We start from the raw sequence: 24,653 nt of genomic DNA, 5'->3' as shown, positions 1-24,653 counted from the left end.
CGAGGCTATCGCAGGCAAGCCAGCTCCCACATATAGCGAGAGCCGGCCGGGATTAAGCGTAGGTATCGATCAAAGTGCCGAGCATTTCATCCGAAGCCTTGGCGACTTTGGCGCCAAGCTCCACTTGGAACTTGCCTTGGGCCATTTCGACCATGTTGCTGGCCGAGTTGGACGGCTGGGCGCGGTTGTTGGCTTGCAGTCGGTCGCTTTGCGCATCCGAGGGCTGGGTCGTCGCGGCGCTGGCGATTTTGCCGGCGGCCTGGTCGACACGGTTCTGCCCGGTCTGAATGCTGCTCAGGCCCGAGTAAAACGCGCTGCTTCCAGAGATTTCCATGGCGTAAGCCTGCCTTTAGAGAATCGTGAACCGTGATTGAAGCAGAGTCGCCCGCAAAATGCCCGTCAAAAACACTAATGGCATAATGCCTTCGCGATAGCCAAAATCAGTCAAGCAGGTCCAGCTGCAAGTACTCCGCGACGGCGCTAGCCCCCGCCTGCTTGAGTTTCGGCACGCGGCCCAGGCACGGTGCTGGCAGCCGCTCGGCCAGGGTGGCGAGGTTTTCTTCCAGACGAGAGGTCTTGGGGTCGATGATATTCGCCACCCACCCGGCCAGCTGCAAACCGTCACGGGAGATGGCTTCAGCGGTGAGCAAGGCATGGCTGATGCATCCCAGGCGCACGCCCACCACCAGGATCACCGGCAGCTTGAGCGCCACCGCCAAATCCGACAGGTTCGCCTGATCAGCCAGTGGCACCCGCCACCCGCCTGCACCCTCGATCAAGGTGAAATCCGCTTCTCGCGCCAGAATCTGCTGCATGGGTTTGAGCAAGGCTTGCACAGTCAGCGATACGCCCGCCTCCCGCGCCGCCAGATGCGGCGCGATGGCCGGCTCGAACGCCACCGGATTGACCTCGGCGTACGTCAGGGGCAACGAACATTCGGCCAGCAACGCCAGTGCATCGGCGTTGCGCAAGCCTTTGGGCGTGACCTGGCAGCCGGAAGCCACGGGTTTGCCGGCGGCGGTGCTTCTGCCAGCTTGCCGGGCTGCGTGCAACAGGCCGGCGGCGACGGTGGTCTTGCCGACATCGGTGTCGGTGCCGGTGATGAAGTAGGCGGCGGTCATAGAGGTTTCTCCAGTACGGCATACACCACTTGGTAAGTCGCCGGCAGACCTTGGGCCTGACGGAACCGCTCATACGCCTGCACCAGTGCAACAATCCGCGCGCGCCCCGTCAACCCTCCCGGCCGGCCGGGGTTGAGGTTGTGTGCGCCCAAGGCCTTCAATTCATGGGTGAGGCTGCGCACGTCCGGGTAATGCAGCACATGGGGGCGGCGCTCCAGGCTCACTACCCGCAGGCCGCTGGCCGCGCACAGTTGTTGATAAGCCTCGAACGTGCGGAAACGGTTGACGTGAACCAGGCCATCCGCCGCGCGCCAGCTTTCGCGCAGTTCTTCCAGGGTGCCCACGCACAGGCTGGCGAAAGCCAGCACGCCGCCTGGTTGCAACACGCGAGAAGCCTCGCTGAGCACGGCTTCGAAGTTCGCGCACCACTGCACCGCGAGGGAGGAGAAAATCAGCTCCAAGCTGTCAGCTTTAAGTGGCAAGCGTTCGGCGTCGCCGGCGATGAAGTGCTGGGCACCACCCAGCGGGCGCGCGTGATTGAGCATGCCTTCGGCAATATCCAGCGCGATACCCCGGCTGGCTGGCAGCCGCTCGCTCAGCACGCGGCTGAAATAACCGGTACCGCAGCCCATGTCCAGCCAGCGTTGCGGCGCGATGTCGGCCGGCATGCGCGCGAGCAATTGGCTGCCCACCGACCGCTGCAACTCGGCAACGCTGTCGTAACTGGCGGCTGCACGAGAAAACGATGCCGCTACTTGGCGTTTGTCGGGCAACGCACCTGGCAGCGGGGCGTGGGATAAATCAGTCATCGACGCACTCATGCAAAAAGGCCTGGATGGCCCCCGCGACGCCGTGGGGGTCTTCCAGAAGAAAAGCGTGGCCGGCCTGTTCAATCAGGCCGATTTCAACATCGGGCAGCAACGCCAGCAGGTCGCTGGCGGCTTCAGCGGGCACCAATCCGTCCAGCCCGGCGAACAGGTGCAACTGCGGGCCGCGATACGCCAGCAAGGCTTCGCGGGTGTCGAGTTGAGCGAGCAGTTCCAGACCAGGCATCAGCACACTGGAAGGCGTATTCGGCGCGCCACTGACCAGCAAGCGCGACAATCCGCGTGGGTCTTCGGCGCCTTTGGCGCACAGCAGGCCGAAGCGCTTGAGGGTAACTTGGGAGTCGGCGTGGCAACCGGCGAGAAACGCATCGAAGGTCTCAGCGGGCATCGCACTCCGCCAACCGTCATGGGCGACAAAGCACGGGTTGCTCGCCAGGGTCAGCAGGCCGCAGCAGCGCTCACCACGCCGCGCCGCCAATTCCGAAGCGAGCATGCCGCCCAAGGACCAGCCACCCAGCCAGGCGTTGTCCGGCAGCGTGGCGTCGAGTTCGTCGAGCCATTCCTGCAGGTCGCTGGAATCCAGCGCCGGCAAGGGCTCGATCTGCACCTGCAGGTGTTCGTCCAAACCTTGCAATGCAGCGGCCAACGGCTCCAGCGGCGATACACCAAGGCCCCAGCCGGGCAGCAATATCAGTCGATCACGCATGGTCGGGCTCCGTGGCACCTAACAAGCGGAAACACTCTTCCAATGCGTTTAACAATAGCTGTACCTGCGCCGCGCTGTGGGCCGCCGTCAAGGTCACGCGCAAACGGGCGCTGCCGGCCGGCACGGTGGGTGGGCGGATCGCCGTCACCATCAAGCCGCGCTCGCGCAGCATCTGCGACAGGCGCATGGCCTTGGCGCTGTCGCCGATCAGGATCGGCTGGATCGGCGTGAAGCTGTCCATCAGGTCCAGCCCAAGCTGCTCGGCGCCGTGGCGGAACTGGCGGATCAAACGGTTGAGGTGCTCGCGCCGCCAATGTTCGGTGCGCAGCAGCTCCAGGCTTTTCAAGGTGGCGCAGGCCAGGGCCGGCGGTTGGCTGGTGGTGTAGATGTACGGGCGCGCGAACTGGATCAGGCTTTCGATCAGCTCTTCACTGCCCGCCACAAAAGCGCCGGCCGTGCCGAACGCCTTGCCAAGGGTGCCAACCAGTACCGGCACGTCCTCCTGGCTCAGGCCGAAGTGCTCGACGATACCGCCGCCGTTGGCACCCAATGGGCCGAAGCCATGGGCATCATCCACCATCAACCACGCGCCCTTGGCCTTGGTTTCACGGGCCAGCGCGGGTAGGTCGGCCAGGTCACCGTCCATGCTGAACACGCCATCGGTGACCACCAGGGTATTGCCGGTGGCTTTCTCCAGGCGCTTGGCCAGGCTCGCAGTATCGTTATGCAGGTAGCGATTGAAACGCGCCCCCGACAGCAAGCCCGCATCCAGCAACGAGGCATGGTTGAGTCGGTCTTCCAGCACTGTATCGCCCTGCCCCACCAACGCTGTGACCGCACCGAGGTTGGCCATGTAGCCGGTGGTAAACAGCAACGCACGCGGACGACCGGTGAGGTCGGCCAACGCTTCTTCCAACTCATGGTGCGGCGTCGCATGCCCGACCACCAGGTGCGAAGCACCGCCGCCCACGCCCCAGCGGGAAGCACCGGCGCGCCAGGCTTCGATCACTTGCGGGTGATTGGCCAGGCCCAGGTAATCGTTATTGCAGAACGCCAGCAACGGCTGGCCGTCCACCACCACTTCCGGGCCTTGGGGGCTGTCGAGCAGCGGGCGCTGGCGATAAAGGTGTTCGGCACGGCGGGCAGCGAGGCGCGCGGCGAGATCGAAAGACATCCCTCACACCACAGCGTTATAGAACTGCTCGCTGCTCTTCTGCTCCACCAGCGCCTGCTCGATCGCCGCCTGATGCACTTCATCCGCGTGTTCTTCACGGGCTTCCGGCAGGATGCCCAGGCGTGAGAACAGTTGCATGTCCTTGTCAGCCTGTGGGTTGGCGGTGGTCAGCAGTTTGTCGCCGTAGAAGATCGAGTTGGCGCCGGCGAAGAACGCCAGGGCCTGCATCTGCTCGTTCATTGCTTCACGACCGGCCGATAGCCGCACATGGGACTGCGGCATCAGGATGCGCGCCACGGCGAGCATGCGGATGAAGTCGAACGGATCGATGTCTTCGGCGTTTTCCAGCGGCGTTCCGGCCACCTTCACCAGCATGTTGATCGGCACCGACTCCGGATGCTCCGGCAGGTTGGCCAGTTGGATCAGCAAGTTGGCGCGGTCATCAAGGGACTCGCCCATGCCGAGGATGCCACCGGAGCAGATCTTCATCCCCGAATCCCGCACGTAGGCCAGGGTTTGCAGGCGTTCGCTGTAGGTGCGGGTGGTGATGATGCTGCCGTAGAACTCCGGCGAGGTATCGAGGTTGTGGTTGTAGTAGTCCAGGCCGGCCTGGGCCAGGGCTTCGGTCTGGTCCTGATCGAGGCGGCCGAGGGTCATGCAGGTTTCCAGGCCCATGGCCTTCACGCCTTTGACCATCTGCAGCACGTAGGGCATGTCTTTGGCCGACGGGTGCTTCCAGGCGGCGCCCATACAGAAGCGGGTCGAGCCGATGGCTTTGGCGCGGGCAGCCTCTTCGAGGACCTTCTGCACTTCCATCAGCTTCTCTTTTTCCAGGCCAGTGTTGTAGTGGCCAGACTGCGGACAATATTTGCAATCTTCCGGGCAAGCGCCGGTCTTGATCGAGAGCAGCGTCGACACTTGTACACGGTTGGCGTCGAAATGCGCGCGGTGCACGGTCTGCGCCTGGAACAGCAGGTCATTGAACGGCTGTACGAACAGCGCTTTGACTTCGGCGAGGGACCAATCGTGACGCAAGGTGGCGGTGGTGCTGGCGCTCATGGGCGATTCCTTGATTATGCTTTGGCAAGCGCTGCGGGAAGGGCAATACCCACAGGCACTACACGGATGCTCGGCATATTTAAGGAAGATTCATGCACTGTCAACCTGACTACAAACACAAGGTTTACATCTGGTTAAAAAACACCCAGACCTGTTTAATTTGCGATGAGGCAACGGAATCAGCCGACTCTGTGTGCAACGTCTGCGAAACCGAGCTGCCGTGGCTGATAGAACACTGCAACCTGTGCGCCCTGCCCCTGCCGATGGAGGGCTTGATCTGCGGCCAATGCCAGAAACATCCGCCGGCCTTTAAACAGGTAATCGCGGCCTGGACCTACAGCTTTCCGATCGACAGCCTGATCAGCCGCTTCAAACACCAAGCGCGCTGGCCTCTGGGGCAGATGCTGGCGCGGCTGTTGACCCAGCACCTGCAACATCGCTTCGACAACACCGGACTCACTCGCCCCGACTGCCTGCTGCCGGTGCCAATGGCCCGCAAGCGCCTGCAGGAACGTGGCTATAACCAGGCCCTGATGCTGGCGCGATGGCTCAGCAGCGATTTGAACATCCCCTACGATGAACACCTGTTGTTACGCCCTCATGAAACCGTCGCCCAACAGGCCCTCGATGCCAAGACCCGCCAACGCAACCTGCTCGGCGCCTTCGCCCTGGCGCCCGACGCCAAGGTGCAAGGCCGTCACTTCGCACTGGTGGACGACGTGCTCACCACCGGCGCCACCGCCCACAGCCTGGCGCGGTTGTTGATGAACGCCGGGGCACGACAGGTCGATGTGTACTGCCTGGCCCGCACGCCCAAACCAGGCGGCTGACTTGACTCCGTCCCACCTTGGCCGCAACGTTCGGTCCATCACATCGAAGCGTATCCCCATGTCTCTGCCAACGTCCCTCAGCCAACACATCATCCGCCGTCCCCAGCGCATTGCCTTGCTGGCGCATATCGCCGAGCAAGGCTCCATCACCCGCGCGGCAAAAAGTGCCGGCTTGAGTTACAAAGCGGCGTGGGATGCCATCGACGAGTTGAACAACCTGGCGCAAAAACCGCTGGTGGAACGCAGCGTCGGCGGCAAGGGCGGCGGCGGCGCCAAGTTGACGGCGGAAGGTGAGCGCGTGCTGCGTCTTTACCAACGCCTGCAAGTACTGCAGGCCGAAGTGCTGGGCTCGGACGAAGCCGCCAGCGATTTCAACCTGCTCGGCCGCCTGATGCTGCGCACCAGCGCGCGTAATCAACTGCATGGTCAGGTCGTCGCCATCGAGCAGCATGGCCGCAATGATCTGATCCGCCTGCAACTGGCCGGCGGGCTGACCCTGGCGGCACAGATTACCCATGACAGCACGCAGCGACTGGAGCTGGAAACTGGCGTGGAAGTAGTCGCACTGATCAAGGCCGGCTGGCTTGAATTGCTGGCACCCGAGGCTCCCGTAACAACTGGACACAATTGTATGGGTGGCATCGTCGACGCCATTCTCGATGCTGAGGACGGGCCCAGCGAAGTGCGCGTCACCCTGCCCAACGGCCAGGTTTTGTGCGCCCTGGCGCAGCCCGCCACGCTCAAGGCGCTGCGCGTGACCGAAGGCAAAGCGATTCAGGTGCAATTTGCGCCGAGTAATGTGCTGCTCGGCACACCGGTGTAAACGGCCCGCCATTTAAACTGCAACAATTTCGTCACGCCCGCTCCTTATGGTGTCTGCAAAAACCGCAGGGAGCCTGAGATGAGCCTATTAGAAGAAAACCAAGCCACCGACCTTGAGCAGATGGTCGGCCTCACCCGCCGCCGTTTCATCGGCGCCGGTGCCCTGTGTGGCGCCGCGATGTTCCTGGGTGGCAACCTGCTGACCCGCAGCGCCCTCGCCGTCAACGCCGCCAGCGCCAGCCCGTTGCTGGGGTTCACCAGCATCGCCGCCGCCACCAGCGACGCCATTACTTTGCCGCCGGGCTATAGCGCTTCGGTGCTGATCAGTTGGGGCCAGCCGTTGAGCAAGAGCGCGCCGGCCTTCGACCCGTCCGGTAACGGCACGGCCAAGGCACAGGAACAGCAGTTCGGCGACAACAATGACGGCATGAGCCTGTTTGCCTTCCCCGGCGACGATAATCGCGCGCTGATGGCAATCAACAACGAATACACCAACTACCGCTACCTCTTCGCCCACGGCGGCGCGCCGCAATCGGCCGAAGACGTGCACAAGGCCCAGGCCAGCGAAGGCGTGTCGGTCATCGAAGTGCGGCGCAAGGGCGACACCTGGCAGTTCGTGCAGGACTCGCGCTACAACCGCCGCATCCACGGCAACTCGCCGATCCGCCTCAGCGGCCCCGCCGCCGGGCACGACTGGCTCAAAACCAGCGCCGACAAATCCGGCAAAAAAGCCCTGGGCACCTTCCAGAACTGCGCCAACGGCAAGACGCCGTGGGGCACTTATCTGACGTGTGAAGAGAATTTCACCGACTGCTTCGGCAGCAGCAACCCACAACAAACCTTCGACGCCGGGCAGAAACGCTATGGCGTAGTCGCCGCCAGCAAAGATATCAACTGGCACCAGCATGACCCGCGTTTCGATATGGCGAAGAACCCCAACGAACTCAACCGTCACGGCTGGGTCGTGGAAATCGACCCGTTCGACCCGCAATCCACCCCGGCCAAGCGCACCGCCCTGGGTCGCTTCAAGCATGAAAACGCTGCCCTGGCGGAAACCCGCGACGGCCGCGCCGTGGTGTACATGGGCGACGATGAGCGCGGCGAGTTCATCTACAAGTTCGTCAGCCGCGACAAGATCAACCACAAGAATCCCAAGGCCAACAAAGACCTGCTCGACCACGGCACCTTGTATGTGGCGATCTTCGACGCGGGCGACGGCAACGCCGACCACCCCAAGGGCAAGGGTCAATGGGTCGAGCTGACCCACGGCAAAAATGGCATCGACGCCAGCACCGGCTTCGCCAACCAGGCCGAAGTGCTGATCCACGCGCGCCTGGCTGCCAGCGTGGTGAAAGCCACGCGCATGGACCGCCCCGAATGGATCGTGGTCAGCCCCACCGACGGCCAGGTCTATTGCACCCTGACCAACAACGCCAAGCGCGGTGAAGACGGCCAACCAGTCGGGGGCCCGAACCCTCGTGAGAAAAACGTCTACGGTCAGATCCTGCGCTGGAAGGCAGATGCCGATAACCACGGCAGTATGGAATTCACTTGGGACCTGTTTGTGGTGGCCGGCAACCCAGGCGTTCACGCCGGAACACCGAAGGGCGGGTCGTCGAATATCAACCCGCAGAACATGTTCAACAGCCCCGATGGCCTGGGGTTCGACAAGGCCGGGCGCTTGTGGATCCTCACCGACGGGGACTACAGCAACGCGGGGGATTTCGCGGGAATGGGTAACAACCAGATGCTCTGCGCCGACCCTTCCACCGGAGAAATCCGCCGCTTCATGGTAGGACCGGTGGCCTGTGAAGTGACGGGTATCAGCTTCTCGCCGGATCAGAAGACGCTGTTTGTGGGGATCCAGCACCCAGGCGAAACCGGCGGCTCGACCTGGCCGGAGCACCTGCCGAATGGCAAGCCGCGGTCGTCGGTGATGGCGATTCGTAGGGATGATGGTGGGATAGTCGGCGCCTGATAAGCCCTCTTCGCGAGCAAGCCCGCTCCCACACTTGACCGAGTTCCAGCATGAGAATGCGGTCGAATGTGGGAGCGGGCTTGCTCGCGAAGGCGTCCGCACAGTCACCACCTATCACTGTTACCATACCCGGCCGGACGCGGCGCCCTGCTGCGCGCAGGAGTTCGCATGGCCCACCCGTTTGAAACACTCACGCCCGACCTGGTGCTCGACGCTGTCGAAAGCATCGGTTTCCTCAGCGATGCTCGCGTTCTGGCGCTCAACAGCTACGAAAACCGCGTTTATCAAGTGGGCATCGAAGACTCGGAACCGCTGATCGCCAAGTTCTATCGGCCGCAGCGTTGGACCAACGAGGCGATCCTCGAAGAACACCGCTTCACCTTCGAACTGGCCGAATGCGAAGTGCCGGTGGTCGCGCCACTGATCCACAACGGCGAAAGCCTGTTCGAGCACGCCGGTTTCCGCTTCACCTTGTTCCCCCGCCGTGGCGGCCGTGCGCCGGAGCCGGGCAATCTCGATCAACTGTATCGCCTTGGGCAATTGCTCGGCCGTTTGCATGCGGTGGGCTCCACCCGCCCGTTCGAACACCGCGAGGCCTTGGGCGTGAAGAACTTCGGCCACGATTCCCTCACCACGTTGCTGGAAGGCAATTTCATCCCCAAGAGTCTGCTGCCGGCGTACGAGTCCGTGGCACGCGACCTGCTCAAGCGTGTGGAAGAGGTGTACAAAGCCACGCCGCACAAAAACATCCGCATGCACGGCGATTGCCACCCCGGCAACATGATGTGCCGTGACGAGATGTTCCACATCGTCGACCTGGATGACTGCCGCATGGGCCCGGCGGTGCAGGACCTGTGGATGATGCTCGCCGGCGACCGTCAGGAATGCCTGGGGCAGTTGTCGGAATTGATGGACGGCTACCAGGAATTCCATGACTTCGACCCGCGTGAGCTGGCACTGATCGAACCCCTGCGCGCCTTACGCCTGATGCACTACAGCGCCTGGCTGGCACGGCGCTGGGACGACCCGGCGTTCCCCCACAGCTTTCCATGGTTTGGCAGCGAACGTTATTGGGGCGATCAGGTGTTGGCGTTGCGTGAGCAACTCTCGGCCCTGAACGAAGAACCCTTGAAACTCTTCTGACAGCTTCTCTGTGGGAGCCGGGCTTGCCCGCGATGCATGCGCCTCGGTTTTGCAGGAGTACCGAGGTGATGCTATCGCGGGCAAGCCCGGCTCCCACAGAAAGCAGATCCCATTGCCTGAGAAATATCCTTACAATCGCGCTTTGTTAGCTGCCTAAGCAAGGATTCTGCAATGCAAGCCGCCAACCCTCGCAAGGGGTACATCCTGGGCCTGAGCGCCTACGTCATCTGGGGTCTGTTCCCGCTCTACTTCAAAGCCATCGCCAGCGTTCCGGCCGCCGAGATCATCGTGCACCGCGTGTTGTGGTCGGCGCTGTTCGGCGGTTTGCTGTTGATGGTATGGAAGCATCCCGGCTGGTTCCGCGAGCTACGCGACAACCCCAAGCGCCTGGCGATCCTGGCCCTCAGCGGGTCGTTGATTGCGGCTAACTGGCTGACCTATGTGTGGTCGGTGAACACTGGGCGCATGCTGGAGGCGAGCCTGGGTTACTACATCAACCCGTTGGTGAACGTGGTGCTGGGCATGCTGATCCTGGGTGAGCGCCTGCGCCGCTTGCAGTGGGTCGCCGTCGGGCTGGCGGCCGTGGGTGTGGCGCAACAGGTATGGCAGGTCGGCAGCTTGCCGTGGGTGTCGCTGGTGCTGGCGTTGACCTTTGGTTTCTACGGGCTGATCCGCAAGCAGGCGCCGGTCAAGGCGCTGCCGGGGCTGGTGGTGGAAACCTGGATGCTGGTGCCGATTGCGATTGCGTGGCTGCTGTTTAACCCAACCGCCCACAGCGCGCAAATGGCGTTCTGGAGTACGTCCGAAGCCTGGTGGCTGGTGGCGGCTGGCCCGGTGACGCTGATCCCGCTGGTATGTTTCAACGCCGCCGCACGGCATTTGCCCTACACCGCGCTGGGCTTTTTGCAGTACGTCGCACCGACCCTGGTATTGCTCGAAGCCGTGCTGTTGTTCGGCGAACACCTGGCACCGAGCACCCTGACCGCCTTCGCCTTCATCTGGGCGGGCCTGGTGGTGTACAGCGTGGATATCTGGCTCAGCGCGCGCAAACGCTGATCAAATAACGTACAAACCTCTGCAAGCCACAGCGGGCGTGGCTTGCAGGCATCCACCCCAAGGTTATCCACAACCTGATCCCCGCCATTTGTGCACAAGCTTTTGAAATTGCTCGTTTTTTGCTCAATCAGCGAAGAACCCCGGCCGGCGTGGCCTGGCGAGGGGTCTCTACAGGTTATCCACAGGCCCATGCAAGATTTCCATGCATAACCCTGTGGGCAGATCATTCCTCGTGGTGCAGTTCCACCATCAAGTCATCGGCCAGGGTTTCTAGGGACAACTGCAAGGTATCCAGGGATAACGCGGCCGGCACCTGCAACAGTGCCTCGGCGGTAAACAACGGATCACCGCTCATAGGGGCCGGGCGTACATCGGTGCTCAGGCTCTCCAGGTTCACGCCCTGCTTGCTCAGCAGCGCGGTGATCTCGCGCACAATGCCCGCACGGTCATTGCCCACCAGCGTCATCATGATCGATTTGGAGGCCGAGGCCTGCCCGCTGCTGCCCTCGCCCACCAGCACGCGAATGCCATGGGTGGATAAATCCTCCAACGCCCCGACCAATGCCTGACGTTGCTCTGTAGGCACACTGACCCGCAGGATCCCGGCAAACTGCCCGGCCATGTGCGCCATGCGGCTTTCCAGCCAGTTGCCACCGTGGGCGGCGATGTTCTGCGCGATGCGTTCAACCAGGCCGGGTTTGTCGGCAGCGATAATTGTGAGTACAAGATGGTCCATGGCAACGCCCTCTGGAATTCAATCTACAAGGTGGACCCGAAGGCCCCCGATAACAAATCGTGTACCATTTTTATATTTATCTGGAACAATCCAATAGTTTTTTGAGAACATCCGGTTCTCCGCTGTGACCGTACGACCAAAGTGGGTCGCTAAACGACGTATTTAGTCTAATTTTCACAACCGCAAGTCATCATGTAGTATGCCCAACCGTGCACTACATAATGAAAATCTGAAAAAGCGCATAAGCTCCGCAGAGTGAGGCAAGCAATGACTGAACACGTTCAAGTCGGTGGCCTGCAGGTCGCCAAAGTCCTGTTCGACTTCGTGAACAACGAAGCCATTCCCGGCACCGGCATCACTGCCGACCAGTTCTGGGCCGGCGCCGACAAGGTCATCCACGACCTGGCACCGAAGAACAAAGCCCTACTCGCCAAACGCGACGATTTCCAAGCGCGGATCGATACCTGGCACCAGACCCACGCAGGCCAGGCGCACGACCCGGTGGCTTACAAAGCCTTCCTGCAAGACATTGGATACCTGCTGCCAGAAGCCGCGGATTTCCAGGCCACGACCCAAAACGTCGATGACGAGATCGCCCGCATGGCCGGCCCACAGCTGGTGGTGCCGGTGATGAACGCCCGCTTCGCCCTCAACGCCTCGAATGCGCGCTGGGGCTCGCTGTATGACGCGCTGTATGGCACCGACGCCATCAGCGAAGCCGACGGAGCCGAAAAGGGCCAGGGCTACAACAAGGTGCGTGGCGACAAGGTCATCGCCTTCGCCCGCGCCTTCCTCGATGAGGCCGCACCGCTCAGCGCTGGCAGCCACGTCGATTCGACCGGCTACAAGATCGTCGACGGCACGCTGATCGTCAGCCTCAAGGGCGGCAGCAACAGCGGCCTGCGCGACGACGCACAGTTGATCGGTTTCCAGGGTCCTGCGGCTGAGCCGATTGCGATCCTGCTGAAACACAATGGCCTGCACTTCGAAATCCAGATCGACGCCAGCACCCCGGTCGGCCAGACCGACGCCGCCGGCGTCAAAGACGTGCTGATGGAGGCCGCGCTGACCACCATCATGGACTGCGAAGACTCCGTCGCCGCCGTGGATGCCGATGACAAAGTGGTGATCTACCGCAACTGGCTCGGCCTGATGAAGGGCGACCTGGCCGAAGAAGTGGCCAAGGGCGGCAAGACCTTCACCCGCACCATGAACGCTGACCGCGTTTATACCGGTGTGGACGGCCAGGACGTGACGCTGCACGGTCGTTCGCTGCTGTTCGTGCGCAACGTGGGTCACCTGATGACCATCGATGCGATCCTCGACAAAGACGGCAACGAAGTGCCGGAAGGCATCCTCGACGGCCTGATCACCAGCCTCGCCGCCACACACAGCCTCAACGGCAATAACAGCCGCAAGAACAGCCGCACCGGTTCCGTGTACATCGTTAAGCCGAAGATGCACGGCCCGGAAGAAGCTGCGTTCACCAACGAGCTGTTCGGCCGCATCGAAGACGTGCTGAACCTGCCGCGCAACACGCTGAAAGTCGGGATCATGGACGAGGAACGCCGCACCACGGTCAACCTCAAGGCATGCATCAAGGCCGCCAGCGAGCGCGTGGTGTTTATCAACACCGGCTTTCTTGACCGTACCGGCGATGAGATCCACACCTCCATGGAAGCCGGCGCGATGGTGCGCAAGGCGGCGATGAAGGCAGAAAAATGGATCGGCGCCTACGAAAACTGGAACGTTGATATCGGTTTGAGCACTGGCCTGCAAGGTCGTGCGCAGATCGGTAAAGGCATGTGGGCCATGCCCGACCTGATGGCGGCGATGCTCGAACAGAAAATCGCCCACCCACTGGCCGGCGCCAACACCGCCTGGGTGCCGTCGCCAACCGCCGCCGCGCTGCACGCGTTGCATTACCACAAGGTTGATGTATTCGCCCGCCAGGCCGAGCTTGCCAAGCGCGAGCGTGCGTCGGTGGACGACATCCTGACTATTCCTCTGGCCAGCAACACCGATTGGTCCGACGAAGAGATCCGCAACGAGCTGGACAACAACGCCCAAGGCATCCTGGGTTATGTGGTCCGTTGGATCGACCAGGGCGTAGGTTGCTCGAAAGTGCCGGACATCAATGATGTGGGCCTGATGGAAGACCGCGCCACCCTGCGTATCTCCAGCCAGCACATCGCCAACTGGCTGCGCCACGGCGTTGTCACTCAGGATCAGGTGATGGAAAGCCTCAAGCGCATGGCGCCGGTGGTGGACCGTCAGAATGCTGGGGATAAGTTGTACCGCCCCCTGGCACCGGATTTCGACAGCAACATCGCGTTCCAAGCCGCGGTGGAGTTGGTGATTGAAGGGACTAAGCAGCCTAATGGGTATACCGAGCCGGTGTTGCACCGTCGGCGTCGGGAGTTCAAGGCTAAGAACGGCCTGTAAATTGAAGAAAGCCCTGGTCGTGAGATCAGGGCTTTTTCGTTGGGGACTAGCTCTTCTTGCCCCACGCGTGGCCGTGAGGCTTATGCGGGTGCTTGTGCTTGTGCGGGTGAGGCTTTTCACTGGTTTCAGGGACTGCGATACCCAGCTCTCTCTTGACCATCTTCGCCAACTTCCCGCTATCAATTGGCTTCAGCAAAAAATCCACCACACTCAAATGCATGGCATCAATCACGTCCGGCGCCTCGGCATCCCCCGACATGATGATGATCGGCAGCGCCGCGCGTGGGGACTCACGCACTTGTCGGATCAGTTCCAGGCCGTTGCTGGGCGCCATGCGCAGGTCGGTGATCAGCAAACCGATGGAGCTGCTCGACTTCAACAAATCCCACGCCGCCTCACCACTGTCGGCGGTCATGCAGCGAATACCGTCCAGCCCCAGGATTTCCGCCAGCAGTTCGCGCGCATCCTTGTCGTCGTCAACAATCAACACGCGTTGTGGCGGTAAATCAGGCTCCAGCATCACGGCGCTCAGCGCCTCGCGCTCGGCATCACTCAAAATATCGTGGTCGGACATACGGTTCTCAGCAGTTCTAATCAATCTCCCAGCACACTCGTCAGACATCTGCGGAAGGGCGTTCAATGTGCACTTCGTCGGAAAGTTTGCCTAGTGGGCGTTCTACGGGTTTTGGACGATATTCATGTAAGGTTTTTCCCTAGGTTTGTACCCTTTGTATCGACCTAGACTTACGTCCAATGGGCACCCGCTGCGCAGGAGTCGACCATGGGGGACGATAACGACAAAAAATCTGCGGTCATTGTTATGAGTAAAGCTGATGCCTTCGCCCAGGCGGGGAAAACTGCTGTGTTGCAAAATATCCACGGCACCCTGCAGTTCCTGCAACGCTTCCCGCCGTTCAACCAGATGGAAAACGCCCACTTGGCGTTTTTGGTGGAGCAGTGCCAGTTACGCTTCTATGGCCCCGGCGACAGCATCCTCAAACCCTCGGGCGGGCCGGTCGAGCACTTTTATATCGTCAAGCAGGGCCGGGTCGTCGGTGAGCGGCCGGACAGCGCCGAAACCACCTTCGAAATCACCACCGGCGAGTGCTTTCCCCTGGCCGCGTTGCTGGGCGAACGGGCGACCCGCACCGAGCACAAGGCCGCCGAAGACACCTTCTGCCTGCAACTGAACAAACCGGCGTTCATCAAGCTGTTCGCACTCTCCAGCCCGTTTCGCGATTTTGCCCTGCGAGGCGTCAGCAGCCTGTTGGACCAGGTGAATCAGCAGGTGCAGCAAAAAGCGGTGGAAACCCTCGGCACTCAATACTCCCTGAACACGCGGCTCGGCGAGTTGGCCATGCGCCATCCTGTCACGTGCAGCCCCGCCACGCCGCTGCGCGAAGCCGTCACGTTGATGCATGAGCAGCAGGTTGGCAGCATCGTGATCGTGGATGAACACAAGGCGCCCCTTGGGATTTTCACCCTGCGCGACCTGCGCCAAGTGGTGGCCGATGGCACCAGCGATTTCAACCAGGGCATCGAAGGGCATATGACCCAGGCGCCCTTCTTCCTGACGCCGGACCACAGCGCTTTCGACGCGGCAATCGCCATGACCGAGCGGCATATCGCCCACGTCTGCCTGGTCAAGGATCAGCGCCTGTGCGGCGTGGTGTCCGAGCGCGATCTGTTTTCCCTGCAACGGGTGGACCTGGTGCACCTGGCGCGCACCATCCGCAATGCGCCGAGGGTGGAAAACCTGGTGGCGATTCGCGGCGAGATCGGCCAGTTAGTCGAACGCATGCTGGCCCATGGTGCCTCGTCCACCCAGATCACCCACATCATTACGCTGCTCAACGATCACACCGTGTGCCGGGTGATCGAACTGACCCTGGCCGAAAAAGGCGACCCCGGCGTGCCGTTCAGTTGGTTGTGCTTTGGCAGCGAAGGCCGCCGCGAGCAGACGCTGTACACCGACCAGGACAACGGCATCCTGTTTGACGCCAAGGACGCGGCCGAAGCGGCGGCGATCCGAGGCCGGTTGTTGCCGCTGGCCCAGCAGATCAACCAGAGCCTGGCCTTGTGCGGGTTCAGCCTGTGCAAAGGCAACATCATGGCCGGCAACCCAGAGTTGTGCCTATCGCGGGCGGAATGGGCGCGGCGGTTTGCGGCGTTTATCCGCGAGGCGACGCCAGAGAATCTGCTGGGCTCCAGCATCTATTTCGATCTGCGTGTGGTGTGGGGCGATGAGCGTGGCTGCGAGCAATTGCGCCAAGGCATTCTCGACCAAGTGGCGGACAACCGCTTGTTCCAGCGCATGCTGGCCGAAAACGCGTTGCGCCAGCGGCCACCCGTAGGACGCTTCCGCGAATTTGTACTCACGCGTAAAGGGGGCGAAAAAGCTACGCTCGACCTCAAGGTGCAGGGCCTGACCCCCTTTGTCGACGGCGCGCGCCTGTTGGCCCTGGCCAATGGTATTCACGCCAACAACACCTTGGAGCGCCTGCGCCAGTTGGTGGTCAAGGAAGTGATTGAGCCGCTGGACGGCGCTGCGTATGAAGAGGCCTACCACTTTATCCAGCAGACCCGTATGCAACAGCACCAACTGCAAACCCGCGAGAACCAGCCGTACTCCAACCGTGTCGATCCTGACAGCCTCAACCACCTGGACCGGCGCATCCTGCGTGAATCCCTGCGCCAGGCCCAACGCCTGCAAAGCAGCCTGACATTGCGGTACCAGCTGTGAGCTTGTTCAACTGGCTGCGCAAGAAAAAGCCGGGGCTCGACAGCGCGCAACAACAGCGCCTGGCGCAACTGCGCAAACCCAGGCCGCTGGGCGAAGACACCCTGCGCAGCCAACGCTGGGTGGTGGTGGACCTGGAAACCAGCGGCCTCAACCTCAACCGTGACCAGGTGCTGTCCATCGGCGCGGTGGTGATCGAGGATGGCGCGGTGGATTTCTCGCAACTGTTTGAACGCACCTTGCAACGGGCTGAAACCAAACTCAGCCCCAGTGTGTTGATCCACGGCCTCGGCCCCAGTGCGATTGCCGCCGGCAGCGATCCGGTCGACGCGTTACTGGACTTCATGGACTTTGTGGGAGACAGCCCATTGCTCGCCTTCCATGCGCCATTCGATCAACACATGCTGTGCCGGGCGCTCAAGGACAGCCTGGGGTACCGCCTGGCCCATCCGTTTCTCGATGTTGCAGACATCGCCCCGCTGCTGTGCCCGGATGCGCATATCCGCGAAGCCGGGTTGGACGATTGGATCAACCACTTCCATCTGCATGTGGGCGAGCGCCATCACGCCAGCGCCGATGCACTGGCCACGGCGGAGCTGATGCTGATCCTGTTCAGCCGCGCGCGCCAGCAACACATCGACACGCCACAGGCGTTACAAGAGCGTTTGAGCCAATGGAAACGGCGTCTGCGCGCGCCCTCTTTCTAACGCCTCAGAACCCTGTGGTGAGCGGGCTTGCCCCGCGCCGGGCTGCGAAGCGGCCCCTATAAGACCACCGCATTTTTCCAGAGAGAACGCGGCGTCTGGTTTCAGGGCCGCTTCGCAGCCCAGCGCGGGGCAAGCCCGCTCACCACAAAAGCGCCCCCCCCCTCAAACCGACAGACGCCAATTGCGCCCACTCCACGGCTCTGACACAATCGCGAATAATTCTCGTTAGTTTAAACATCCCGTTTACTAGGTGATGCCTTGTCGTCGATCCAGAACCCACACAGTGAGCTTGTTGGCGCGTTGTATCGCGACCATCGTGGCTGGCTGTTGGCCTGGCTTCGACGCAACGTGGCCTGCCCGAGCCGCGCCGAAGACCTGAGCCAGGACACCTTCATGCGCCTGCTCGGCCGTGATGAGTTGCGTGAACCCCGCGAACCACGGGCGTTCCTGGTGGCAATCGCCAAGGGCTTGTTGTTCGACTATTTCCGTCGCGCCGCCCTGGAACAGGCCTACCTCACCGAACTGATGCTGATCCCGGAAAGCGAACACCCTTCGCCGGAAGAACAGCAACTGATCCTCGACGACCTCAAGGCCATCGACCGCCTGCTCGGCAAGCTGTCGACCAAGGCCCGCGCCGCCTTCCTCTATAACCGCCTCGACGGCATGGGCCACGCCGAAATCGCCCAGCGCCTCGGCGTGTCGGTGCCCCGCGTGCGCCAGTACCTGGCCCAGGGCATTCGCCAGTGCTACATCGCGCTGTATGGCGAGCCGCTGTGACGGTGATCAGTTCCAAACCGGTCTCGGCCCGCGTGCTGGATGCGGCGATCGCCTGGCAGCTGTCCCTCGATTCGGGCGACGGCAGCGCAATTGAGCGTGAAGAATTCAATAAATGGCTGGCCGGCGACGAAGAACACGCCCGCGCCTGGCGTCAGTTGGGCATGCTCGACCAGCGTTTCAGCGTGGCCTCGGGCCCGGCGCGGGCAGCGTTGCTGCAATCGCGTGAAGGCATTCGCCAACGTGTGCGCAAGCTGGGCAGTGGTCTGGCGAGCATCGCGCTGGTCATCGGCCTGGCGCTGTTTGCCGGTGAGCGCTATGTGCCGATCCACTATTGGCTGGCCGACCAACGTACCGCCACCGGCGAGCAGCGCACGCTGAAGCTGGCGGATGGCACGCTGATCAACCTCAATACCCACAGCGCCATCGACGTGCGTTTTGATGAAAAACGCCGGCTGATCGTGTTGCAGGAAGGCGAAATCCTGGTCGAGACCGGCCACAACGATGCGCGCCCGTTCTATGTGCAAACCCGCGACGGCAGCCTGCGGGCGCTGGGCACGCGGTTTATCGTCAAGCGCGAAGACGACGCCACGCGCTTGAGCGTGCTGCAATCGGCCGTGGCCGCCCAGCCCGAGGCGCTGCAGCAGGAACAGATCTTCAAGGAAGGCCAGCAAGTGCTGATGCGCAGCGATGGCCTCGGCCCTGCGCTTGCCGTCACCCCCGCCACCGACGCCTGGACCCGCGGCATGCTGGTGGTCGACAACGCGCGCCTGGGCGATGTGGTTGCGGAACTCAGCCGTTACCGCACCGGTTACCTGGGTGTGGATAAAAACGTGGCTGACCTGCGCATTACCGGCAGCTTCCCGTTGCGCGACACCACGCTGGCGCTCAATGCACTGCTGCCGACATTGCCGGTGCAGATCGAGCAGCATACGCCGTGGTGGGTCACGGTGAACGCCAAGGCGAAAAACACCGAATCACTTAGTGGGAAATGAATAAACCGTCATTTCGAACGTGTCTAAAAAACTGTAATCCCTCACAGGTTTCATCCGTACCGTAACGTCCTTCAATAGACATCCCTAGTTGTTCTATGAGGATGAAACCATGTCGACGCTCCCGCACATCACCCGGCACACTTTTGCCTTCTGCTTCCCCGGCCAAGGCAACGACCCCTGCGGTGCCTTGGCTGACCTGCACCAACACGCCGAGGAATTGCGTACCTCGATAGATGCCATACTGGCGCTCATCGAACACGAAGCGGCGCAGCACGAACCCGGCCTGCAGCCCGGCCTGGTCACCCAAGTGTTACTGACCCATCAGCATGCTTTGCCGCTGCCTTCCGGAGTCACGCAACTGGCCCTGTATGGTGCGGCCGTGGTGCTCAACCAACTGCTCCACGACGCAGGCGTGCGGCCGGCACTGATTGTCGCACAGAGTTTTGGTGAGATTGCTGCGCGAGTGTGCGCCGGTGTACTGAGCATTGAGCAGGGCGTGCGTGCGGTCTGCGCCCTCAATGCGGCCTACCGTAGTGAAGAAGGCCGCGGCGGCATGTTGCTGGTCAACTTGTCGCCGGAGATGACGCAAGCGCTGCTCGACAGGTGGCCTGAACTGAAGCTGGAGTTGGGGTCGGTCAATGCCCCTGAGCAATGCATCATCAGCGGAGAAATGGACGCATTGCACGCTCTGCTTGAGCGTTACGGCGACAGCACCCCGCCGTTGCGCTGGGTGTCGATCGCCTACGCATCCCATTACTCGGCGCATCGGCATGTCGCAGAACTCATGAACGCATTGCTGCAACCCCTGGAGCAACAGCCGTTCAGGACCCCCGTCTATTCGACCGTTTTGGGGGGCTGTTACCAGCACGGGGATGACCTGCACGAGCTGTTCACCTTGGGCGTGACCGACCCCACCAACCTGCCCGAGACACTGGGCGCGTTGCCACTCGACAAATGCTGCGTGTTTATCGACATGGGTGTAAACCGAGGCATGTCGATGTGCATCCTCAAAAGCCTGCGCGATGCCAAGACCTACACGCCCCTCGCCGCACCACCTAATGAACTTCGCCAACTACTGGCCGACTCACATACCCTGGACACTCTGCGCCAGCTGGTCAACGGGCCCGTCACCGCCCAGGCCCATGCGCACATGGCTCACACGTTCAACGACCCTGAGTTGCATCCGCAAACCAACCTGACCTTCCACGACGGCCACCGTCAGACCTATCGGCGCTTGCAGCATCTGCTCAAACAACTGCCCGACGGTATCCACGGATTCAAACAACCGGAGTGGTTGATGGCCGTGGCCACCCACGCGGCGGTCAATGATCCGTCGCTGTTCATGGGGTGCGTGATTCAGCAGGGTTTGTGCATCGGTACACTCCTGGCGTTCGAACAGGACCACCCGTACGCCGCCAAATGGCGATGCGAACTGGAGAAGGGCCAATGCCTGGGGGTCTACGCGCTGACTGAAATCGGCCGTAGCAACTCACACATGGGCCCCTGCCTGGAGGCGGTATTCGACACCGACACGCGCACGTTTGTGTTGAACACACCCAACAACGCTGCGCTGAAATTTGCCAATGTCGGTATCAATGACCTCAACAAGTTGGGCGTGGTGTTTGCCGAGTTGAAGGTTCAGGACCAACGCTGTGGTGTCTTCGCCTTTGTCTTGCCATTAAGCGACACACAGGGTCCATGCCCTGGCATTGAAATGTCTTCACCAGCAGAAATTCGCGCCGTACCGTTGGATTACGGCTTGTTGCGTTTTAATCAGGTCCGCGTCTCTTTTGACGCTTGGCTGTGTGACGGAGCGAACATTGATCAGTCCAACCGCTTTCAAGACCCACTGGGCAGCACTGACCGCCGTCTGATCCGCTCACTGTTCGCCCCCAAGAACGTGTGGGCGATGGTCGGCACCGGCTTGAGCTCCGTTATGATGGCCTGTGCAACCCTGGCCCTGACTCACGCCAACCGGCGCACCACCCAGGCGAGAATCGGCAACGGCACAGGCTTGCTGGACTTTCGCACCCAGCGCCGGGCGTTATTCGGCTGCCTGGCGACAGCGTACGTCATGAAATGCTTTGCCAATGACTCCGCCCGCCTATGGATCGAAGGCACCGCCAGCCAGGCCTCCCTGCAAACAACCGGCACGGGCGATGTGACATGGACACCCTGGGCCGCCATCAGCCAGACCCTGGCGCTGACCAAAGCCCTGTGTGCGCCCGCCGCTGAGGCCGTGGCCACCGAATGCCGATTGCGCTGCGGCGTGGCCGGGGCGCTCAACCTCAATCGTTTCGCCGACTATGAAGGCATGGCCAAGATCTACCAAGACGCCGGTGGCAACAACCGCATGATCCTGCTGGATGCCGCCAAGGTCCTGATTGGCCAACCCTTGACCGAGCCCGCCCATCCGGACCCGCACGCTAACCTGGACGACGTTGACTACGGGCTGAGCATGGTCCGCACCCTGGAATACCGTTTGCTCACGGAGGTGGCCCACCATGTCGCCGCACACCGGGCTCAGGGAGAGGACGACATGCAGGTCTGGAACTCAAAACTGATGGTGGTTGCACGCGCTGGCGAGGCGCATGCCCAGCGCCTTGCCATCGAGAGTGCGGTAAAGGCCGGCAACTCACTGCCGCCTGGGCTTGCAAAAGATCTGGTGAGCGCGTTGTACGACCTGTACGTACTCGACTACCTGAACAAACACGCGGCCTGGTTTCTCAGCGAAGGGTTCATGGATGGCAAGCGCTACCGGGCACTGGAGGAACACCTCAATCAACGCAGCGACTTCCTGGCCACCCACGTCACGCTGTTGATCGAGGCCTTCGGCCAGGGTGATGCGACGCGTGCGGCAATCGCCAGTGCAGAAACTTACCCGGACGCCTTGGCCGCTAAACTGCAATGGGCGCAGGGCTGAACCTCACAACACACCTGAACCTTCAGGGCCATGCAGTGCGAAGAGTTGTGACCACTCACAGATTTATTTTCATTTGGCCCTATCACTTTTCGATTCTCGTTCGGCACCTAGGCAATTGAGAAATATTTCCATTCAGGAGCCGCCCCATGTCCCGCACGCTAGACACCTTGTTGCGCCCCAGCCTGTTAGCCGTGGCCATTGCCCTCAGTGCCCCGCTGGCCAGCACTACGCTGATCGCCGCGGAGCAGGCATCCAGCGTGCGCACCTACAACCTGCCGGCGGCACCACTGGCGACTACCCTGAACCAGATCGCCAGCCAGGGCGGCCTGGCGCTGACCCTCAGCCCGGCATTGGCGTCGGGCAAGACCTCGGCGCCGGTCCAGGGCCAGTTCGATGCGCCGGGTGCGCTGCGTGAGGCGTTGCGTGGGACGGGGTTGCAGCTTGAGCAGAGCACGGCGGGGACTTATACCCTGGTAGCGATTCCGGAGGGGGTCGTAGCGTTGCCTGAAACCAACATCACCGGCCAAGGTAGCTATGAAAGCGCCTGGGGCCCGGTAGACGGCTATGTTGCCACACGCACCGCTGCTGGTACCAAAACAGATACACCGATTGCCGAGCTTCCTCGTTCAGTGACGGTGATCACTCGCAAACAGATGGAAGACCGCTCCGTACTCAACCTCAATGACGCTTTGCGCTACACCGCTGGCGTGCAGAGCTCCGGCTACGGTTCGGATTCCCGCAGTGACTGGCTGCTGGTGCGCGGTTTTGTCCCGACTCAATTTCTCGACGGCCTGCCATTGCCCAAAGGCAACTACGCCACACCAAAAATCGACACCTGGAATTTGGAGCGCATTGCCGTTCTGCGCGGTCCTGCATCGTCGGTTTACGGGCAAACCCCACCAGGTGGTTTGCTGGACATGGTCAGCCGCCGTCCACAGGCCGAAAGCTCGAATGAAATCGAGGTGCAGGCCGGCAGCAACAATCACAAGCAAATCAACTTCGACAGCACCGGAAAAATCGACGACGAGGGCCAGTTCCTTTATCGCGTCAGTGGCGTCGTACGTGACAGCAACACACCAGTGGACCATATCCCGGACAAGCGCTACAACATCGCTCCGAGCCTGACCTGGAACATCAACGACGATACCAAACTGACGTTGCTCACCCAGTTCACCCGCGACGATACAGGTATCACCGGGCAATTCTTGCCGCTGCAAGGCACCAAGTTGAGCTCGCCAGCCGGCAAGATCTCCCACCACAAGAATCTGGGTGATCCGGACTGGGAGTTCTACGACCGCACCTACTACGCTCTGGGCTATGCCTTCGAAACGCGCCTGAACGATACCTGGCAGTTTCACCAGAACCTGCGCTACACCAAGAACGATCTGTCGTTCCAAGGCATTACCGCAGGCGGCGCATTCTTCCCGAATGGCCCTGAAGTGGCAGTAGACGCTAACGGTAACGTGAGTCGCTCCGCCGGCAAGGTCGATGAAAACATCGGTCAATTTGCCGTGGACAACAACTTCCAGGCCGACTTCCAAACGGGCGCCGTAAGTCACACGCTGTTGTTGGGGCTCGACCACCAGCGGTCCACCAGCGATGCGCGCTGGCTGTGGGGTTCTGCAGGTGTGCCCACCATCAACTTCAACCGCCCGGTATACGGCCAGGACTTTTCCAACGTCCAGTACTTCACCATGTACGACTATACCCAAAAGACCCAACAGACCGGCTTGTACGTACAGGATCAGATGGCCCTCGACAACTGGCGCCTGACCCTCGGCGGCCGTGAAGATTGGGTACATACCGGCACCACTTTCCATAACCTGAACGACGCCACCAACACCCAGCGTGACAAACATTTCAGCGGCAACGCAGCGCTGAGCTATGTCTTCGACAACGGCATCACACCATACCTTTCCTACGCCGAATCGTTCCAGGCGGGCTCGGGCACTCAAGTGGGCAGCACCGGAGCTTTCAAGCCCACAGAAGGTAAACAGTACGAAGCCGGTATCAAGTACCAGCCTCCTGGTACCAAAGCGTTGTTCACAGCTGCCGTATTCGACCTGACCCAGCAAAATACTTCGGTCACTGAGGGTAGTATCACGCGCCAAGTGGGCGAAGTGCGGGTACGCGGATTGGAGCTGGAAGCCAGTGCCGACGTCACCGAAAGTCTCAAACTGGTGGGTTCCTACACCTACAACGACAGCGAAATCACTCAAGGAGTTGCTGCTGAAAAAGGCAACCGCCTGAACCAGTTACCACGCAACCAGGCCACTGGCTGGGCTGATTACACGTGGCGTAGCGGACTGCTCGACGGTTTTGGTATTGGCGCGGGTGTGCGCTACGTTGGCGATACCTACGGCAATGCAGCCAATACCGACCTGGGCCACGTAGGCTCCTACACCGTGTATGACGCTTCGATGCACTATGACCTTGGCCGCTTGAACAGCACCATGAAGGGCGTGACCGTAGCTGTCGACGCCAAGAACATCTTCAACAAGGACTACCTGTCCACCTGCGATGGTTTCTACTGCTACTACGGCGATCAGCGTAACGTGGTCGCCAGCGTTAACTACAAATTCTAAGACGGTAAAAACCGCCAATGAAGGGCCGCCTG

Annotated in this window: 19 protein-coding genes and 1 pseudogene; 12 read left to right on the top strand and 8 right to left on the bottom strand. The window is 61.4% G+C overall.

The genetic code is table 11. The features are described from left to right. Window positions 1-52 precede the first annotated feature (52 nt). The 6 genes from EJ576_RS03250 to bioB form a co-directional block, all read right to left on the bottom strand. Complete coding sequence (locus EJ576_RS03250; protein WP_122729457.1) at window positions 53-334, bottom strand: pyrroloquinoline quinone biosynthesis protein PqqE; 282 nt, start codon at window positions 332-334, stop codon at window positions 53-55. Window positions 335-440: 106 nt separating this feature from the next. After that, entirely contained in the window at window positions 441-1,121 is a 681-nt protein-coding gene (gene bioD, locus EJ576_RS03245; RefSeq protein ID WP_126569556.1) for a dethiobiotin synthase, read from the bottom strand. Next, complete coding sequence (gene bioC / locus EJ576_RS03240; protein WP_126569555.1) at window positions 1,118-1,930, bottom strand: malonyl-ACP O-methyltransferase BioC; 813 nt, start codon at window positions 1,928-1,930, stop codon at window positions 1,118-1,120. Before bioC ends, bioD begins: the two co-directional genes overlap by 4 nt. Then, entirely contained in the window at window positions 1,923-2,654 is a 732-nt protein-coding gene (locus tag EJ576_RS03235) for an alpha/beta fold hydrolase (protein ID WP_122729463.1), read from the bottom strand. The genes bioC and EJ576_RS03235 overlap by 8 nt, the downstream gene beginning before the upstream one ends. After that, window positions 2,647-3,828 carry an 8-amino-7-oxononanoate synthase gene (bioF, locus tag EJ576_RS03230; protein ID WP_126569554.1) on the bottom strand — a complete coding sequence of 394 codons (1,182 nt, stop codon included), beginning with the start codon at window positions 3,826-3,828 and terminating at the stop codon, window positions 2,647-2,649. Before bioF ends, EJ576_RS03235 begins: the two co-directional genes overlap by 8 nt. Window positions 3,829-3,831: 3 nt before the next feature. Further along, window positions 3,832-4,887 (bottom strand): biotin synthase BioB, encoded by a 1,056-nt coding sequence (gene bioB / locus EJ576_RS03225; RefSeq protein WP_016977842.1) that lies wholly within the window; start codon window positions 4,885-4,887, stop codon window positions 3,832-3,834. Between the two features lie 92 nt (window positions 4,888-4,979). Between bioB and EJ576_RS03220 the strand changes: the two genes are divergently transcribed. From EJ576_RS03220 to rarD, 5 genes are all read left to right on the top strand, one after another. Continuing rightward, window positions 4,980-5,717, top strand: a complete 738-nt coding sequence (locus tag EJ576_RS03220; protein ID WP_126569553.1) for a ComF family protein — start codon at window positions 4,980-4,982, stop codon at window positions 5,715-5,717. Between the two features lie 58 nt (window positions 5,718-5,775). Further along, on the top strand, window positions 5,776-6,540 hold the full coding sequence (locus EJ576_RS03215) for a TOBE domain-containing protein (protein ID WP_122729469.1): 765 nt from the start codon (window positions 5,776-5,778) through the stop codon (window positions 6,538-6,540). 78 nt (window positions 6,541-6,618) lie between these two features. Continuing rightward, window positions 6,619-8,517: a PhoX family phosphatase gene (locus tag EJ576_RS03210; protein WP_126569552.1), complete on the top strand. Its 1,899-nt coding sequence runs from the start codon at window positions 6,619-6,621 to the stop codon at window positions 8,515-8,517. Between the two features lie 168 nt (window positions 8,518-8,685). Beyond that, window positions 8,686-9,660 carry a serine/threonine protein kinase gene (locus EJ576_RS03205; RefSeq protein ID WP_010207031.1) on the top strand — a complete coding sequence of 325 codons (975 nt, stop codon included), beginning with the start codon at window positions 8,686-8,688 and terminating at the stop codon, window positions 9,658-9,660. A 171-nt stretch (window positions 9,661-9,831) separates the two neighbouring features. Beyond that, a complete protein-coding gene (rarD, locus tag EJ576_RS03200; RefSeq protein WP_126569551.1) occupies window positions 9,832-10,716 on the top strand; it encodes an EamA family transporter RarD in 885 nt (294 codons plus the stop codon). 223 nt (window positions 10,717-10,939) lie between these two features. Here the strand turns inward: rarD and EJ576_RS03195 are convergent, their stop codons facing one another. Continuing rightward, window positions 10,940-11,452, bottom strand: a complete 513-nt coding sequence (locus EJ576_RS03195) for a glycine cleavage system protein R (protein ID WP_126569550.1) — start codon at window positions 11,450-11,452, stop codon at window positions 10,940-10,942. Window positions 11,453-11,719: 267 nt separating this feature from the next. Here EJ576_RS03195 and EJ576_RS03190 point away from each other — a divergent pair, with 267 nt between their 5' ends. Then, window positions 11,720-13,897, top strand: a complete 2,178-nt coding sequence (locus tag EJ576_RS03190; RefSeq protein WP_126569549.1) for a malate synthase G — start codon at window positions 11,720-11,722, stop codon at window positions 13,895-13,897. A 136-nt stretch (window positions 13,898-14,033) separates the two neighbouring features. Here the strand turns inward: EJ576_RS03190 and EJ576_RS03185 are convergent. After that, a pseudogene (locus EJ576_RS03185) lies at window positions 14,034-14,471 on the bottom strand (response regulator); the annotation flags it as partial. 246 nt (window positions 14,472-14,717) lie between these two features. Here EJ576_RS03185 and EJ576_RS03180 point away from each other — a divergent pair. The 6 genes from EJ576_RS03180 to EJ576_RS03150 all read left to right on the top strand — a co-directional run bounded on the left by EJ576_RS03180 (window position 14,718) and on the right by EJ576_RS03150 (window position 24,621). Then, window positions 14,718-16,640, top strand: coding sequence for a putative nucleotidyltransferase substrate binding domain-containing protein (locus tag EJ576_RS03180; RefSeq protein WP_178083519.1), 1,923 nt, complete (start codon window positions 14,718-14,720; stop codon window positions 16,638-16,640). Then, window positions 16,637-17,344, top strand: a complete 708-nt coding sequence (locus EJ576_RS03175; protein ID WP_126569548.1) for a PolC-type DNA polymerase III — start codon at window positions 16,637-16,639, stop codon at window positions 17,342-17,344. Before EJ576_RS03180 ends, EJ576_RS03175 begins: the two co-directional genes overlap by 4 nt. 258 nt (window positions 17,345-17,602) lie before the next feature. Beyond that, window positions 17,603-18,121, top strand: a complete 519-nt coding sequence (locus EJ576_RS03165; RefSeq protein WP_122729484.1) for an RNA polymerase sigma factor — start codon at window positions 17,603-17,605, stop codon at window positions 18,119-18,121. Further along, window positions 18,118-19,113 (top strand): FecR domain-containing protein, encoded by a 996-nt coding sequence (locus tag EJ576_RS03160; RefSeq protein ID WP_126569547.1) that lies wholly within the window; start codon window positions 18,118-18,120, stop codon window positions 19,111-19,113. Before EJ576_RS03165 ends, EJ576_RS03160 begins: the two co-directional genes overlap by 4 nt. Before the next feature lie 109 nt (window positions 19,114-19,222). Then, complete coding sequence (locus EJ576_RS03155) at window positions 19,223-22,036, top strand: acyltransferase domain-containing protein (RefSeq protein ID WP_126569546.1); 2,814 nt, start codon at window positions 19,223-19,225, stop codon at window positions 22,034-22,036. A gap of 146 nt (window positions 22,037-22,182) precedes the next feature. Further along, window positions 22,183-24,621, top strand: coding sequence for a TonB-dependent siderophore receptor (locus EJ576_RS03150; protein WP_122729491.1), 2,439 nt, complete (start codon window positions 22,183-22,185; stop codon window positions 24,619-24,621). Window positions 24,622-24,653 lie beyond the last annotated feature (32 nt).

The organism is Pseudomonas sp. C 49-2, assembly GCF_003970195.1.
In the GTDB taxonomy this organism is placed as follows: domain Bacteria; phylum Pseudomonadota; class Gammaproteobacteria; order Pseudomonadales; family Pseudomonadaceae; genus Aquipseudomonas; species Aquipseudomonas canadensis.
Note: the sequence above shows the minus strand (reverse complement) of the source record. Positions and strands in the feature narration are given on the sequence as shown.

Coding starts and splice junctions, on each gene's coding strand:
- bioB (WP_016977842.1), bottom strand. CDS start 4,887: ATGAGCGCCAGCACCACCGCCACCTTGCGTCACGATTGGTCCCTCGCC.
- EJ576_RS03215 (WP_122729469.1), top strand. CDS start 5,776: ATGTCTCTGCCAACGTCCCTCAGCCAACACATCATCCGCCGTCCCCAG.
- bioD (WP_126569556.1), bottom strand. CDS start 1,121: ATGACCGCCGCCTACTTCATCACCGGCACCGACACCGATGTCGGCAAG.
- EJ576_RS03155 (WP_126569546.1), top strand. CDS start 19,223: ATGTCGACGCTCCCGCACATCACCCGGCACACTTTTGCCTTCTGCTTC.
- EJ576_RS03205 (WP_010207031.1), top strand. CDS start 8,686: ATGGCCCACCCGTTTGAAACACTCACGCCCGACCTGGTGCTCGACGCT.
- EJ576_RS03190 (WP_126569549.1), top strand. CDS start 11,720: ATGACTGAACACGTTCAAGTCGGTGGCCTGCAGGTCGCCAAAGTCCTG.
- EJ576_RS03235 (WP_122729463.1), bottom strand. CDS start 2,654: ATGCGTGATCGACTGATATTGCTGCCCGGCTGGGGCCTTGGTGTATCG.
- EJ576_RS03195 (WP_126569550.1), bottom strand. CDS start 11,452: ATGGACCATCTTGTACTCACAATTATCGCTGCCGACAAACCCGGCCTG.
- bioF (WP_126569554.1), bottom strand. CDS start 3,828: ATGTCTTTCGATCTCGCCGCGCGCCTCGCTGCCCGCCGTGCCGAACAC.
- bioC (WP_126569555.1), bottom strand. CDS start 1,930: ATGACTGATTTATCCCACGCCCCGCTGCCAGGTGCGTTGCCCGACAAA.
- EJ576_RS03210 (WP_126569552.1), top strand. CDS start 6,619: ATGAGCCTATTAGAAGAAAACCAAGCCACCGACCTTGAGCAGATGGTC.
- EJ576_RS03220 (WP_126569553.1), top strand. CDS start 4,980: ATGCACTGTCAACCTGACTACAAACACAAGGTTTACATCTGGTTAAAA.
- EJ576_RS03150 (WP_122729491.1), top strand. CDS start 22,183: ATGTCCCGCACGCTAGACACCTTGTTGCGCCCCAGCCTGTTAGCCGTG.
- EJ576_RS03180 (WP_178083519.1), top strand. CDS start 14,718: ATGAGTAAAGCTGATGCCTTCGCCCAGGCGGGGAAAACTGCTGTGTTG.
- rarD (WP_126569551.1), top strand. CDS start 9,832: ATGCAAGCCGCCAACCCTCGCAAGGGGTACATCCTGGGCCTGAGCGCC.
- EJ576_RS03250 (WP_122729457.1), bottom strand. CDS start 334: ATGGAAATCTCTGGAAGCAGCGCGTTTTACTCGGGCCTGAGCAGCATT.